The following is a 14,471-nucleotide window of genomic DNA, read 5'->3' as shown; positions in this document are numbered from 1 at the left end:
GGATCGGTTTAGGCGGCCGGCATTCGCCTGGACCCGGTGCAATTCCGGGTGGCTATTCCGGCCGCCGATCCGCCGGACAACGCAACCGCTCCCGAACATTGACGCGTCGCCGCCGGCGGCGCCGGAGCGGTCATGCGGATTTTCACGTCATGACCAGTCTTTCCCTATCCCGTTACCGCGCCGAATGGTTTTCCAGCGCCGCCGGCGCGCGGCGCGACGTGCTCGCCGGCATGGTCGGCACCTTCGCGCTGATCCCGGAGGTCATCGCCTTCTCCTTCGTCGCCGGCATCGATCCCGAAGTCGGCCTGTTCGCCTCCTTCGTCATCGGCATCGTCATCGCGATCGCCGGCGGCCGCCCGGCGATGATCTCGGGTGCCGCCGGCTCGGTCGCGCTCGTCGCCGCCGCGCTCGTCCACGCGCACGGCCTGCAATATCTCCTCGCCGCGACCCTCCTCGCCGGCCTGCTCCAGGTCGCATTCGGGCTATTCAAGCTCGACGTCCTGATGCGCTTCGTCTCGCGTTCGGTGCGCACCGGCTTCGTCAACGCGCTGGCGATCCTGATCTTCTCGGCGCAGCTGCCGCAGATGATCGGTGTCGACTGGCACACCTATGCTATGATCGGCCTCGGTCTTGCGATCATCTATCTGGCGCCACGCGTGACCAATATCATCCCCTCGCCGCTGATCTGCATCGTCGCGCTCACCGCGGTCAGCATCGCGCTGCCGATGCCGCTGCGCACGATCGCAGACCTCGGCCGCCTGCCTGCGTCGTTGCCGCAGTTCGGCTGGCCGTCGGTACCACTCGAATGGCAGACGCTGACGATCCTCGCGCCTTATGCGCTGGCGATGGCCGCGGTCGGGCTGCTCGAATCGATGATGACCGCCAGCGTTGTCGACGACCTGACCGAGACGACCAGTTCCAAGGCGCGTGAATGCAGCGGGCTCGGCCTCGCCAATATCGCCGCCGGCCTGTTCGGCGGCATCGCCGGCTGCGGCATGGTTGGCCAGACCGTCGGCAACGTCCGTTATGGCGGCCGCGGCCGGCTGTCGACGCTGGTCGCCGGCGTGTTCCTGCTCGTCGTCATGGTGCCGCTGCGCCCCTGGGTCGCGCAGGTGCCGGTGGCGGCGTTGGTCGCGATCATGATCATGGTGTCGATCAGCACCTTCTCCTGGGGATCGTTGCGCGATCTCGTCCGTCATCCCAAGACGTCGGGCGCGGTGATGCTCGCCACCGTCGCGGTGACGGTGACGACGCACGATCTGTCGGCGGGGGTGGCGGTCGGCGTGCTGCTGAGCGGCGTGTTCTTCGCCTTCAAGGTCACCCGGCTGATGGAGGTGACGGTCAGCTACGATGCAGAGACGGATACGCGCGACTATCGCGTCGCGGGGCAGATCTTCTTCGCCAGCGCCGAGATCTTCGCGGATCGGTTCGATCTTGCCGATACCGCCCGGCATGTCCGTATCGACCTGACGCAGGCGCATCTGTGGGACGTGACCGCGGTCGGCGCGCTGGAAGAGGTGGTGACCAGGATGCGCCGCCACGGCATCGCGGTGGAGGTGGTCGGCCTCAACGCCGCGAGCGCGGTGCTGGTCGACCGGCACGCGCAGACGATGCGCGTGCCGGCGGCCTGACCTCCCGCCGTTATGCGGCGGTCGAGGTCTTGATGTTGCCGTTGAGGCCGGCGGGGAAGAAGCCGCCGCTGCTCACCGCGCCAGCGTTTAGGTACGCGACGTTGAGAACGTCGCCCGCCGTCCGGCCGAACACGATGCCGTTGCTGTCCGCGGGCACGATATTGGACGCCGCACCGCCGTTGATCGTCGTCGGGCTGATTCCCTGATCGTCGTCGAAGCCGTTGTCGACGGTATCGCGCGCATTGGAGATCAGGTCGGCGTTGGTGCGCAGCGCCGGCATCGCCAGTCCCTTGCGGTACAGCAACGTGCGGATCAGGCCCGAATGATAGGCCTCGACCGCTAGGATGCCGGCCGCCGCGTCCAGGATCACCTTGTTCGAGATCAGCGACGCCGATCCCTTATAGGCGGTGACTCCCACGTCGGACAGCAGCATGCCGCCGAGCAGCCAGTTCTCGTCCGAGGCGTAGGGATTGAACGTCCCTGTCGCGCCGACCACGCCGGCGGCACGCGCCGCGGCGGTGAACGCGCCATTGGCACCGCCGTCGATGTTGATCGCCGGCATCGCTACCGCCGACGAACCGAGTTGCTGGCGCAGGAAGGTGACGTGGAGGTTCTCGTCCGCGGCGATCTCGCGGGCATAAGCAGCCACCGTGGCGTCCTGGAACGGTACCTGCGCGCCGCCGGTCACCGAACCCTGCGTGCCGGTACCGGCCTGCAACGTCGTGTTGAGACCGCTGCCGAAGGCGGCGAACGTATAATAATTGGCCTCGAGATATTCGAGGTTCAGTGCGAAGTTGAGCACGTCGACATCGCCGGCCGGCAAACCGGCGGTGGGCGTCGGCGACGGCGTCGGCGTGACCGGCACCGACTTGTCGTCGTCGTTGTCGCAGGCGGCGAGCAGCGACGCACCGGCGGTCGCGGCAACGGCGGTGCCCGCCATTTTGATGAAGCGGCGGCGTTCGTTGCGCCGGCGCTCGGCGATGTCGAACCCTTCGAGAAGCGTTTCACGATCGATCATAGGAAATCCCCTTTGAACCCGAGGCTCAGGCGTTGTTGGCGCTGCTGCGGATGGTGCCGTTGACACCGGACGGGAAGAACCCGCCGGCGGTGACCTGAGCCTTGTTCAGGTAGACGATGTTGAGGACCTGCCCGGTCGTCCGGCCGAAGGCGATGCCGTTGCCGTCGGTGGGCGCGATGTTCGAGGTCGGACCGGCGCCCGAGCTGACATAGGCGATGCCCTGGTCAAGGTCGCTGGTACCGTCGAGGCTGTCGCGTGCATTCGAGACCAGTTCGGTATCGCCGCGGATCGTCGAGGCCTTCAGCCCGACGTTGCCGCCGAGTTGATCGATCGTCGTGCGGATCATGCTGGCATGATAGGCTTCGGCAGCGAGGATGCCGGCTGCGGCATCGAGATAGGTCTTGTTGGTCAGCAGCGACGACGCGCCCTTATAGGCGGTGACGCCGACGTCCTCGAACAGGAATGCGCCATAAAGGAAGTTGAGGTCCGAGGCGTAGGGATCGAAGATGCCGCCGGCGGGAACGAGCGTTGCCGCCTGTGCCGCCACGCTGAACGCGCTGGTCGCCGACACGCCGATGTCGATCGCCGGCTGGGCGACCGCGGCCGTTCCCAATGCGGTGCGCAGGAAATTGACGTGGGCGAGTTCGTCCTCGGCGATCTCACGCGCCATCTCCGCGAGCAGCGAATCCTGGAATGTTACCTGCTTACCGCCGACTGCGGCGACCGGCGTACCGACGCCGGTGATCGACGTCGCCGGGATGCCGCGACCGTAGACGGCATAATAATAGAAGTTCGCCTCGAGATATTCGAGGTTCAACGCGAAGTTGAGAATGTCCGCATCGGTCAGGGTTTGCGCCTGCGCCGGACTGCTTACCAAAAAGGCGCCGGCCCCGACGGCCGCCGCCCCTACTGCCGCCTTGAAAAAGGCCCTTCGGTCCTTGCGCTGTTCGGCATGCGTCGCAAGCGCGTCGATCGGACTGACATCGTGACTCACGCTGAGAACTCCCCTTTGTGTTGAGAACAGCAACATCCGGACCACGGTTCCGTTCCAGCATTATCGTCGCCGACTCCAAATCATCTGAGCGTCTAGACTTCAATCAATATGACTTCGGCCGTTGTTTGGTCGTCAAGGTGACACCAGACGATTATGTCTATCTCGGACTATATTGCAGTATCAACGATTGTGCGGCGCAGCGAAACTCGAGCAGAGTGTCCGTCACGAAACTGAAATTGGTATTACTTTGGCGTGTAACCTTCTCCTCCTATCGGCGGGGCGAACGGCACAAAGCCGAGGGGGAATATGCATGCTTCGCACTTCGCGCCTGATTGGCGCCACGCTGCCGCTTACGCTCGCGGCACTGCTCGCCGCGCCGACCGCAGGCGCGCAGACCCGGTCGACGGATACGACCGACGCGGCAGCCGGTGATACGGTGACGGGTAACGCGGAGCAGGATCGCGACATCGTCGTCACCGGCAGCTATGCGCGCAGCATCGCCGCCGCCACCGAAGCCAAGCGCAAGGCCGCTTACGGCCTCGATTCGATCGCCTCGACCGACATCGGCAAATTCCCCGCGCAGAATGTCGCCGAGGCGTTGCAGGTGGTTCCCGGCGTCGCGATCACCCGGCCGCGCGGCGAAGGGCTGTACGTCAGCGTCCGCGGCCTCGGCCCGCAATTCCAGAACACGTTGGTCAACGGCCGCACCGTCGCGCTCAACGACCTGATCGAGAACGGCGGCGCCAACGGCCGCCAGTTCCGCTTCGAGATGCTGCCTGCCGAATTCGTGTCGAGCATCGACGTGATCAAGACGCCGACGCCGGACATGAACGAGGGCGCGCTCGGCGGTAATATCGACGTCAAGACCTTCCATCCGCTCGACATCGGCACGCGCACGACGCTCAACTCGCGCTACACCTTCACCGCGCAGACGCACCGCGTCGAGCCCAATGCCACACTGCTGACCAGCTATCGCAGCCCGGACGAGACGTTCGGCATCCTCGCCGGCGCGCAATATTGGGGCAAGCAGGTCCGCAACGACCGCTTCATCAACTTCGGCTGGAACCTCGACAAATTCACCAAGCCTGAGGCCGGCGCCCTACCCTCGGGCCTGTACACGCCGACGCGGACGCGCCCGACCGTCGAGACCGAGGACCGCAAGCGCCTTTCGGGCATCGTCTCGGCGCAATGGCAGCCGACGCCCGCGCTGCGCACGACGCTCGACGTGATCGCGACCCGGCTCGACGTCGCCTATGACGAATTCGGCATCGACATCTATCCCGACGATCCCGGCACCTCGGTGGTCGCGGGGTCGCAGAAGGTTGTCGGCAACACCGTCGTCGGTGCGACGATCAACAACGCGCGCTTCATGGCGTCGCGCGAATACAGCCTCAACCGCCACGACCTGCTGACCATCGCGCTGCGCCAGAGCTTCGACCAGGATCGCTGGCACGCCTCGGCCGACGGCAGCTGGTCGAGCGCGCACAGTTATCACCCGAGCAATGCCGAGGGTACGGTGCGCAGCCGCGCGCAGTTCATCGCGCCGCTGACCTATGACGCGTCGGGCGGCTACAAGGTGCTGCCGACGCTCACCACCACCCGCGACCTGTCCAATCCGGCGAATTACACGGTATCGCAGTTCAACATCGCGCCGAAGGACAGCAAGGATTGGGACGCCTACGGCCGCGCCGACCTCGGCTATGACGTCGGCGACGGCCTGCTGCGCAAGATCGCGGCGGGCGGCGAATATCACTGGCGCAAGCGCGACTATCGGCGCCGCGACTTCCTCGTCAACACGGTGACGGGCCAGCCGCTGTCGGTGCTCGGCTCGGGCGCGTATCAGCAACTGCCCTATGACGACTTCCTCGCCGGCGTCACCGGCAACAGCCCGCGCACCTGGCTCGTGCCCGTCACCAAGGCCTATTATGACGCGCTGTTCACCCCGGCGATCGCCAATGCCGCGCTCACCCCGGCGGACCAGCGCTCGTCGTTCGTCACCACCGAAAAGATCGCCGCCGCCTATATTCGCGCCGATTACGGTGTGATGCTCGGCTCGGTCGAGGTGACCGGCAACATCGGCGCGCGCTACGTCCACACCGATCAGGTCGCGAGCGGCACGCTGACCACCGGGAGCACCCCGCAGGCTGTCAGCTATCCGAGGTCGTTCAACGATGTGCTGCCAAGCTTCAACCTGCGTGCCGAGCTGACGCCGCGACTCGTCGCCCGCCTCGCCGCAAGCCGCGTGCTGACCCGGCCCAACATCACCGACTCCGCACCGCGCATCACCGTCTCGACCGATGCGGCGACCGCGAGCGGCGGCAACCCGCAGCTCAATCCCTTCCTCGCGACGCAGTTCGACGGTTCGCTCGAATGGTATTTCAACCGTCGTGGCGCGCTCACCGGCGCACTTTTTTACAAGAACCTCGACGACTACATCACGGCGCAGAACGTCAATATCGACATTCCCAACCGCGGCACCGTGCTACTCAGCACCTCGGTCAACGGCGGCAAGGCGAAGGTCTACGGCTTCGAGGCCGCCTATAATCAGGTCTTCACCTTCCTGCCCAAGCCGCTCGACGGTCTCGGTTTCCAGGCGTCCTATACGCACACGTCGGTGGAGGCGAACTACACCGCCGGCAATCGCGTGCTGCGCAACGAGATGCTCGGCCTATCGAAGCAGAGCTACAATCTGGTCGGCTTCTACGATTACGGTCCGGTGTCGGCGCGCCTTTCCTACGTCTGGCGCGACAAATATCTGTCGGGCACCGGCAGCACCTCCCAGGCGCCGACCTTCACCGCGCCGTTCGGTTCGCTCGACGGCAATCTGTCGCTGCGCGTCACGCCGCAACTCATGTTCAGCGTCGAAGGCATCAATCTCGCCGGCGCGCGCGCTTACACCTACAACGACGACACATTGCGCTTCGGCGAGATCAATTATTACGGCCGGACGATCCTGTTCGGCGCACGGGCGGAGTTCTGATCGATGCGGCTTCGCTCCCTCGCCCTGCCGTTGCTGACGCTCGCCGCGTTCGGCAGCGCCGCCGAACGGCCGCCGCAGGCGATGAACGACATCCAGGTCATCGGCTCGCACAACAGCTTCAAGGCGCGCATCCCGGCTGCGGTGATGGCCCGGCTGCGTGCCGCCGACCCGAAGCTCGCCGAGGCGCTCGATTATTACCACCTGCCGCTAACCCGCCAGCTCGACGCGGGCGTGCGCCAGCTCGAGATCGACGTGTTCGCCGATCCCGAGGGCGGCCGCTATGCCGATCCCAAGGGCGAGGGCATCGCCCGCGCCGCGGGTGAGGCGACCGGCTTCGACCGACCCGCGATGCTGCGCCCGGGCTTCAAGGTCTTCCACATCCCCGACGTCGACTATCTCTCCACCTGCGTGACGCTGCGCCGCTGCCTCGGCGAGATCGACGCATGGTCGCGCGCGCATCCGCGCCACCTGCCGATCATGATCACGATCAACGCCGCCGACACGCCGGGCAAGGATGCGCGGGTCAGCCCGCCGCTGCCGCTCGACGATGCCCGCCTGCTCGACGCGCTGGACACCGAGATCCGCGCCGCATTGCCCGGCAAGCGCCTGATCACCCCCGACGAAGTGCGCGGTACGGCCGCCACGCTGCACGCGGCGGTCACCACCCGCGGCTGGCCGACGCTCGCCGCCGCGCGCGGCCGTGTCTATGTGCTGTTCGACGTGCGCGACGCGGTCTCCGCCGTCTATCGCGCCGGCCATCCCTCGCTCGCCGGCCGCGCGATGTTCGGCTGGTATCCCGACGACCAGCCGGAAGCGGCGGTGGAGATCGTCCAGGACCCTGTGGCCGACGGCGCCGCGATCCGCCGATGGGTCGCGCAGGGCCTCATCGTGCGCACCCGCACCGACGCCAACACCGTCGAGGCGCGCGCGCACGACCTGCACAAGGCCGCCGCCGCTGCCGCGAGTGGCGCACAGGCGGTGAGCACCGATTATTACCCCGGCGCGCCCGATCCCGCCCATCTCGCCTTCCGCGTCACCCTGCCGGGTGGCGCGATGGCCCGGTGCAATCCGATGCGGAGCGCCCCCTGCCGCCTCGCGCCCTGATCCGTTTGCGGCGGCAGTCCGCGGTTCAAGCCTCAGTTCTGACACGGTTTTCTTTGCTCTAGGATGACTTGACCAAAGAACCGGCGGCGCCAATGATCGCGCTAACAAACGATCGAGAGGACCGCTTATGCCCCCGTCACGCCGCGAGCTGCTCGCCGGTGCCGTCGCCACCGCGGCGGTCGCCGCCGCCGCACCGCTCGCCGCCGCCGCGGCGCCCGACAGCCTGCAGGGCATCGCCGCGCGGCGCGGGCTGCGCTTCGGTACGGCGGTGCCATGGCAGGCGGATGGCCGTGACGGTGTGCCCGTCGCCGATCCGGCTTATGCGCGGCTGATCGCGGCGCAATGCGGGCTGATCGTCGCCGAGAACGAGATGAAGTGGCAGCATCTCCGCCCGACCCCGACAACCTTCGCCTTCGCGCATTTCGATGCGATCATGGCCTGGGCCGAACGCGAGCATCTCGCGGTGCGCGGCCACAATCTGCTGTGGCATCAGCCGAAATGGTTTCCACGCTGGCTCAACGATTATGATTTCGGCGCGCAGCCGCATGCCGCCGCCGAGGCGCTGCTGACCACCCATATTCGCACCGTCATCGATCGCTACGGCCGGCGCATCGCCAGTTACGACGTCGTCAACGAAGCGGTGCGGCCGGAGGACGGCGTGCTCTACGACACCAGTTTGTCGAAGGCGCTGGGCGGCCCGGAGGCGACGCTCGACCTCGCCTTCCACACCGCGCGGGCGGCGGCACCGCAGGCGCAGCTCGTCTACAACGATTATATGAGCTGGGAGCCGGGCAACGCCGCGCATCGCGCCGGCGTGCTGCGCCTGCTCGAGGGCTTCCGGCGGCGCGGCGTGCCGGTCGACGCGCTCGGCGTCCAGTCGCACCTCGTCACGCAGGGCATCGATGCCGGCGCCGACGCCGCGCGGCTCGAGGGCGACTGGCGGCGCTTCCTCGATGCGGTGACCACGATGGGCTATGGCCTGCTGATCACCGAACTCGACGTCCGCGACAACCATCTGCCCGCCGCGATCGCACCGCGCGACCGGGCGGTCGCCGACTTCACCCGCGCCTATCTCGACATCACTTTGTCCTATCCCAAGCTGCGCGACGTGCTGTGCTGGGGCCTGAGCGACGCACACAGCTGGATCGAAGGCTTCGAACCGCGCCCCGACGGCGTCAAGCGCCGCCCGACCCCCTACGACCTCGCACTCCACCCCAAACCGATGCGCACCGCGATCGCCGCCGCACTGGCGGCGGCACCGGCGCGATAGCGGGGGCGGGCGCGATCAACGTACCGTCGGCGCGCGGCGGCCGAACGCGGCAAACAACAGCCATCCGGTGAGTCCGGCCATGATCTCTAACACGCCGCTGACGACGTAAGCCGCTATCACGCGATCCGGCACGAACAGGCCGCCGGTCATATAGCCCAGGGTGCTGGCGCTGCTCGTCGCGGCGCCATAGATCGCCGCGACCTTGCCGTGCGCACCGGCAGGCGCCTCGTTCTGCAGGATCGTCCTGACCGCGACATTGTGGACACTGTTCGCCGCACCGCCGATCCCGAACGCCGATCCCACGAAGACGAGATCCCCCGTTTCCGTCAAACAGGCGATGCCGATCGCCAGTATCATGCCGTCCATCATCGCCGCCGCGCCGAAGGCAAGCGCAGCAAGATGACGCATCGCGAAGGCGCCAGACGCCGCGGCCCCCGCCATCATCCCGCCGGCCCAGCAGGCGGTAAGCAGCCCGAAGGCAGTCGGACCCGCCGACAAAGAACCGGTGACCAGAAATATGAAATTCACGTCGGCGATGGCGGCGGCATAGACCCCCATCGCGAGCGCCGCGGCGACGACCCCGATCCGGCGGTTGCTCAGGACCTGCCAATAGTCGGAAAGCAGCGCCTTCGTGCCGCCGGCCTGGGTTGTCATCGCTGGTCGCCGTATGCCACTCGCCAGCGCAACGATGGCCAACAGCGCGAAACTGGCCGCATCGATCAGCAGCGCGTTGCCGGCTCCGCTCCGGGCCACCAACACGCCGCCTGCAACCGGGCCGGCGAGCATGCCCACACTGCGGACGAACTCCACCACCGCGTTTGCGCGCGACAAGGTCATGCCCACCCCGCCGGCGACGACGGGGATGAGGGCGAAACTGGCAGCACCGCCGGTCGCGAACGTCATACTGAGAATGCCGGCACCGCCGATCGTAGATGCGAGATCCGGGTGCCACGCCATCCATGCGATGATTGTGGCATCGGCCGCCGCCGTCACGACCAGCAGCCTGGCCGCATCATACGCATCGACCAGCCGGCCGATGACCGGCGCGGCCAGCAATCCCGGCAGCAGTTGGGCGACGAGCAACATCGGTACGGCGGCCGTATTTCGATCGCTTGCCGTCCGAAACATCAGCGTTATCAGCGAGATCTCATCGCCTATCGTCGACAGGACGATGGTTACGAGCAGCAACCATCCCCAAGTTTTCCCGATCTTCATCGCTACCGACCATCGACGCCCTTACGGCGTTTAATACCGCCTCAGATGATCTGCCACCGAGAAGCAACGTCCTTTGAGGATTAGATGGCGCCTATCGCAGGTCGCCTTCCTCCAGATAGAGAAGGAGATCACGCGGAGGACGCAGAGGGGTCGCCCTCGTCGCGATGCACCTCCATGGGAGCTGACTGACGATCCTTCCTACACACTGCTGCGCACGGATAAAACCACCGCCGCGCCTCGAAGGTCACAGCCTAGCCCGCCACCTCGATCCCCTCGATCACCACCTGCGGGTCGACCAGCCAGAGGTGCAGCACGTGCCGTCCCGAACGCGCCACCGGCAGCGTCGCGCCGGCGACGCGGCGATTGTCGGCGACCGCCTTGCCCCAGCGTGCCTCGGTTTCGCCGGCGAGCAAGTCGACGATCACCGGCGCACCCCGGTCGAGGGACAGCGCCACCCGGTGGCGGCCGGTGCCGCGCACGTCGAGCCCCGGCGCGGCGACCACGTCGAAGCGGCGGACACCCGCCGGCAGGTCGATCGTATAGGCGAGCTGCGGCCCCGTGCCGCCCGGCCGCTCGATCGCCGGCGCGGTGACCGGCGTCGCGATCATCGCCGCGCCCTCCGCGGTAAAGCCCGCCACCCGCTGCCAGCGCAGGCCGGCGCCGTCGATCGTCCGGCCGGCGTCGGCGGCGATGCGGCGCAGCGGTGGCGCGACCATCGCCGGCACCGGCAGTGGGGCCGCCACCGTCGCCAGCGCCGGCATTACGTCGGCATCGGGCTGCTGCCAGCCGGTATAGCCGATATGCGTCTGCGCCATCATCTCCGGCCATTTGCCGCCGGCCAGCCCCTCGTAGCGGCGACGCAACGCGGCATCCTCGGCGAAATAGCCGCGCGCCGCCGCCGCCCAGCGTGCCGTCGCCGCCGCGTCGCCGGCGCGTGCCGCGATGCGGTTGGCGGCGACGGCCGCGTAGAGGCGGTGCAGGTTGGTCATCGCCTCGATCCGGTGCAGCACCAGCTCGTCATAAGCGTCGCGCCGCTCCGTCGGGATCGTCATGGCTGTGCTACGCGCCCGCGCCGCCAGCGCGTTCCATTCGCCGAGCACGCGCGTCCAGCCGCCCGCGGTCGTGGCATAGGTGTCGGCGTCGATCAGCTCGGGCTTGCGACGGCTGGCGAGCCGGCCGTAATCGGCGATAAGCGCGCCGATCGCCGCCCCCTGCGCCGTGCCGAACTGCTGCGCCGCCCAGCGCGCCGGATAGGCCTGCATCGCCGCCTCGGTCATCCGATCCGGGTCCCACGCCATCGTCAGGAAGAAGCTGGTCGCATATTCCATCGGCTTGAGGTCGCCGACGTTGACGATCCACAGCCGGTCGGCGCCGAAGCGGTGCGCCATCGCCATCTGCTGCCACACCCGCGGCACCGCGTTGGTGTCGAGCCATTTGTAATTGCGCGGTCCGCCGACGTAATCGAAATGGTAATAGACGCCCGCCCCGCCCGCGCGCCGTTCGCCGGGCGTCGGCAAGCGGCGGATGTTGCCCCAATTGTCGTCGGAAAACAGCAGGGTGACATCGTCGGGAACGCGCATCCCCTGATCGTAATAATCCTGCACTTCCTTATAGAGCGCCCACACCTGCGGCGTGGCGGCGGCGGGCTTGCCGGTCACTTCGGCGATGGTGCGCCGCTGGTCGGTGATGATCCGCTGCAACAGGCCGATCGCAGTGCCCTGCGTCATCGGCTCGTCGCCGTCGCCGCGCATGCCGATCGTCACCGGGTCCTCCGATACGCCGCGCCGCGCGATCCCCGCCCGCCAGAAGGCGCGCAGCCGGTCGGCGTTGCGGGTATAATCCCACGGACCGCCACCCTGCCGCTGCCATTCGATATTGGCGCGCTCCATCGGTTCGTGATGCGAGGTGCCGAGGATGACGCCCATCTCGCGCGCGAGCGGCGCCGAGGCGGGATCGTCCTGCCACAGCGACTTGCCCCACATCGCCGGCCACAGGAAATTGGCCTTGGAGCGCAGCAGCAGCGTGAACAGTTTCTCATAGGCGAGATGGTTGACCCCGCCGAACCGTGCGCGCGCCCAGCCGCCGAACGCCGGCTCCTCGTCGTTGATGAAGATGCCGCGATATTTCACCGCCGGATGGTCGGCGACGCGGCCAGCGGTGACGTAGAGCGTCCGATGCTTTTGCGCGGGCACGTCGGCCCACCAGGTCCACGGGCTGACCCCCGCTTTGGCGCTGATGTCGTAAAGGCCGAAGATCGTGCCGCGCCGATCGGCGCCGACGATCACCAGTGTGCGATCGACACCCGGCAGCGGCCGCTCGACCACCTGTTCGACATAGCCCTCCCATTGCCCGGCGAGACCACCGACGTCGATCTTGCCGGCGCGGATCAGCGCTTCGATGAGCGGACTGCCGAGCGTTCCCGCGATCACCGTTGTGCCCGCGTCCGCCTTGTCCGCGAGCATCACGGTGCCCCCGCCGACCGCGACGAGATCGCCGACCAGGTCGCTGGCCGCGCGCCGCACCCCGGCATCCTCGGCGGCGTCGACGGCGATCAGCGTCGCCCGCCCCGGCGCGAGCAGCGCGACCGCGCCCGGCGCCGCGCGCGTGCACGCCGCCACCGGCCCCGCACATTCCGGTGCCGCCGCGACGACCGCGGCCGGACTGGCCGCGACGAGCATCGCCATCATGATCCGGTGCAGCCGCATATCCTCTCCCGTCCGCCGGTTGTCGCGGTACCTGCTTCGGTGATAACGCTAACACGAAGCCTCGGACAAGAGGCTGGACGATCAGGAGCGGCGAATGACGAAACGGTGGCGCTTTGGCACGATGGCGATCGTGCTGGCGGGTTTGGCAGCCGGCGGATCGTCGCAGCCGCTCCGTTCGACGGCGCCGGCGCGTGCGTTGCCCTCGCCACGATGGGTTCCGGCCTGGGGATCGGCGCAGATGCTCGCCACCGCCGCGGATGCCGAGCGGATCGCCGCGCTCGGCCCGGTGACGATCCGGCAGATCGTCCATCTCTCCGCCGGCGGCGCGACGCTCCGCGTCCGTCTGTCCAACGTAATGAGCGACACGCCGCTGCGCATCGGCGCGGCGCGGTTGGGGCGGGGCGTGCCGGGCCAGCCGCAGGTTGCCGGCAACGTCGCGCTCACCTTCGCGGGCGCTACCGCGATCACCATTCCGGCCGGTGCGGAAGTCTATTCGGACCCACTGCCGCTGGCGACGCATGCTGGTGACGATCTCGCGATCAGCCTGTTCCTGCCCAAGCCGGCGACGCGTCATACCGGCCACCCCGGCGCGCGCGCGACGACCTTCCTCGTGCACGACGACCAGAGCGCGGCGGCGACGCTGGTCGCGCCCGAACGGATCGGCGGCTGGTGGGATCTCGCCGATATCGAAGTCGCCGGCGGCGGCACGCAGGGCGCGATCGTCGCGATCGGCGATTCAATCACCGACGGCCGCGGCGTCCGCGACGACGGCAACGCACGCTGGACCGACGTATTTGCCCGCCGCCTCGCGGCGAACCGGGGGACGGCGGAGCTCTCGGTAGTCAATGCCGGGATCGGCGGCAACCGCATCCTGCTCGACGGCAACGGCCCCAGCCTGATGGCGCGGTTCGACCGCGACGTCGTCGCGCGGCCGAACGTCCGCTATGCCATCGTGCTGGAGGGGGTGAACGACCTCGGCGTCCTCACCCGCGACGCCCCCGCAGACGACGCGACACACCGTGCCCTGATCGCCACGATCACCGCCGGCTATCGCGAACTCGCCGCCCGCGCGCACGCCCACGGCATCCGGCTGATCGGCGCGACGATCACCCCGCTCGTCGGCAACGACTACTACCACGCCTCGCCGCAAACCGAAGCCACCCGGCAAGCGCTCAACGCGATGATCCGCCGGTCGCGCATCTTCGACGACGTCATCGACTTCGACGCGGCGACCCGTGACCCCGCCCATCCGGACCGGCTGTTACCAGCCTATGACGGCGGCGATCACCTCCATCCCAATGAAGCAGGATATCGCGCAATGGCAGACGCGATCCCGCTACGCCTGTTCGAAGCAAGCGATCTGCGGGTGCGTCGCCGGCATCGGTAATGACGCAGTCGACGCCAGGCACAAAAAAGCCTCCGCGGGCATTCCGTCGGAGACGTTACAGGTGAGTATGGTTGCGGGGACAGGATTTGAACCTGTGACCTTCAGGTTATGAGCCTGACGAGCTACCGGGCTGCTCCACCCCGCGACACTGTTTTGGAACGCGAACG

Annotated in this window: 9 protein-coding genes, 1 tRNA gene and 1 other annotated feature; of the genes, 5 read left to right on the top strand and 5 right to left on the bottom strand. The window is 67.7% G+C overall.

Annotated features, from left to right (window positions below; genetic code table 11):
* The first annotated feature begins 26 nt into the window (after positions 1-26).
* Positions 27-82: a sequence feature (sul1 is cis-regulatory element that is thought to sense ions involved in sulfur or methionine metabolism; They are found in Alphaproteobacteria), on the top strand.
* Between the two features lie 67 nt (positions 83-149).
* Entirely contained in the window at positions 150-1,631 is a 1,482-nt protein-coding gene (locus ACLBWH_RS11180; RefSeq protein ID WP_447798845.1) for a SulP family inorganic anion transporter, read from the top strand.
* A gap of 10 nt (positions 1,632-1,641) precedes the next feature.
* On the opposite strand, the gene ACLBWH_RS11175 is transcribed toward ACLBWH_RS11180, so the two are convergent.
* Both ACLBWH_RS11175 and ACLBWH_RS11170 read right to left on the bottom strand, forming a co-directional pair.
* Positions 1,642-2,649 carry a ferritin-like domain-containing protein gene (locus tag ACLBWH_RS11175; RefSeq protein ID WP_447798844.1) on the bottom strand — a complete coding sequence of 336 codons (1,008 nt, stop codon included), beginning with the start codon at positions 2,647-2,649 and terminating at the stop codon, positions 1,642-1,644.
* Positions 2,650-2,674: 25 nt separating this feature from the next.
* Entirely contained in the window at positions 2,675-3,679 is a 1,005-nt protein-coding gene (locus tag ACLBWH_RS11170) for a ferritin-like domain-containing protein (protein WP_447798843.1), read from the bottom strand.
* Between the two features lie 274 nt (positions 3,680-3,953).
* Here ACLBWH_RS11170 and ACLBWH_RS11165 point away from each other — a divergent pair, with 274 nt between their 5' ends.
* The 3 genes from ACLBWH_RS11165 to ACLBWH_RS11155 all read left to right on the top strand — a co-directional run bounded on the left by ACLBWH_RS11165 (position 3,954) and on the right by ACLBWH_RS11155 (position 8,997).
* Positions 3,954-6,623 carry a TonB-dependent receptor gene (locus tag ACLBWH_RS11165; protein WP_447798841.1) on the top strand — a complete coding sequence of 890 codons (2,670 nt, stop codon included), beginning with the start codon at positions 3,954-3,956 and terminating at the stop codon, positions 6,621-6,623.
* Between the two features lie 3 nt (positions 6,624-6,626).
* Positions 6,627-7,727 (top strand): Ca2+-dependent phosphoinositide-specific phospholipase C, encoded by a 1,101-nt coding sequence (locus ACLBWH_RS11160; RefSeq protein WP_447798839.1) that lies wholly within the window; start codon positions 6,627-6,629, stop codon positions 7,725-7,727.
* 127 nt (positions 7,728-7,854) lie between these two features.
* A complete protein-coding gene (locus tag ACLBWH_RS11155) occupies positions 7,855-8,997 on the top strand; it encodes an endo-1,4-beta-xylanase (RefSeq protein ID WP_447798837.1) in 1,143 nt (380 codons plus the stop codon).
* Positions 8,998-9,012: 15 nt separating this feature from the next.
* Here the strand turns inward: ACLBWH_RS11155 and ACLBWH_RS11150 are convergent, their stop codons facing one another.
* Complete coding sequence (locus ACLBWH_RS11150) at positions 9,013-10,212, bottom strand: MFS transporter (RefSeq protein WP_447798835.1); 1,200 nt, start codon at positions 10,210-10,212, stop codon at positions 9,013-9,015.
* A 251-nt stretch (positions 10,213-10,463) separates the two neighbouring features.
* Positions 10,464-12,917: a glycosyl hydrolase 115 family protein gene (locus ACLBWH_RS11145; RefSeq protein WP_447798833.1), complete on the bottom strand. Its 2,454-nt coding sequence runs from the start codon at positions 12,915-12,917 to the stop codon at positions 10,464-10,466.
* A 94-nt stretch (positions 12,918-13,011) separates the two neighbouring features.
* On the opposite strand from ACLBWH_RS11145, the gene ACLBWH_RS11140 reads away from it, so the two are divergent.
* Positions 13,012-14,304, top strand: a complete 1,293-nt coding sequence (locus tag ACLBWH_RS11140) for an SGNH/GDSL hydrolase family protein (protein WP_447798831.1) — start codon at positions 13,012-13,014, stop codon at positions 14,302-14,304.
* Positions 14,305-14,372: 68 nt separating this feature from the next.
* Here the strand turns inward: ACLBWH_RS11140 and ACLBWH_RS11135 are convergent.
* Positions 14,373-14,449, bottom strand: a tRNA-Met gene (locus tag ACLBWH_RS11135).
* Positions 14,450-14,471 lie beyond the last annotated feature (22 nt).

Source organism: Sphingomonas sp. M6A6_1c, from assembly GCF_053345135.1.
The sequence above is the reverse complement of the archived record's forward strand: the minus strand, read 5'-3'. Positions and strand labels throughout refer to the sequence as shown.

What these genes read in the sequence shown, in the direction of transcription:
- ACLBWH_RS11160 (WP_447798839.1), top strand. Translation starts at nt 6,627, where the DNA reads ATGCGGCTTCGCTCCCTCGCCCTGCCGTTGCTGACGCTCGCCGCGTTC.
- ACLBWH_RS11155 (WP_447798837.1), top strand. Translation starts at nt 7,855, where the DNA reads ATGCCCCCGTCACGCCGCGAGCTGCTCGCCGGTGCCGTCGCCACCGCG.
- ACLBWH_RS11145 (WP_447798833.1), bottom strand. Translation starts at nt 12,917, where the DNA reads ATGCGGCTGCACCGGATCATGATGGCGATGCTCGTCGCGGCCAGTCCG.
- ACLBWH_RS11180 (WP_447798845.1), top strand. Translation starts at nt 150, where the DNA reads ATGACCAGTCTTTCCCTATCCCGTTACCGCGCCGAATGGTTTTCCAGC.
- ACLBWH_RS11150 (WP_447798835.1), bottom strand. Translation starts at nt 10,212, where the DNA reads ATGAAGATCGGGAAAACTTGGGGATGGTTGCTGCTCGTAACCATCGTC.
- ACLBWH_RS11165 (WP_447798841.1), top strand. Translation starts at nt 3,954, where the DNA reads ATGCTTCGCACTTCGCGCCTGATTGGCGCCACGCTGCCGCTTACGCTC.
- ACLBWH_RS11140 (WP_447798831.1), top strand. Translation starts at nt 13,012, where the DNA reads ATGACGAAACGGTGGCGCTTTGGCACGATGGCGATCGTGCTGGCGGGT.
- ACLBWH_RS11175 (WP_447798844.1), bottom strand. Translation starts at nt 2,649, where the DNA reads ATGATCGATCGTGAAACGCTTCTCGAAGGGTTCGACATCGCCGAGCGC.
- ACLBWH_RS11170 (WP_447798843.1), bottom strand. Translation starts at nt 3,679, where the DNA reads ATGTTGCTGTTCTCAACACAAAGGGGAGTTCTCAGCGTGAGTCACGAT.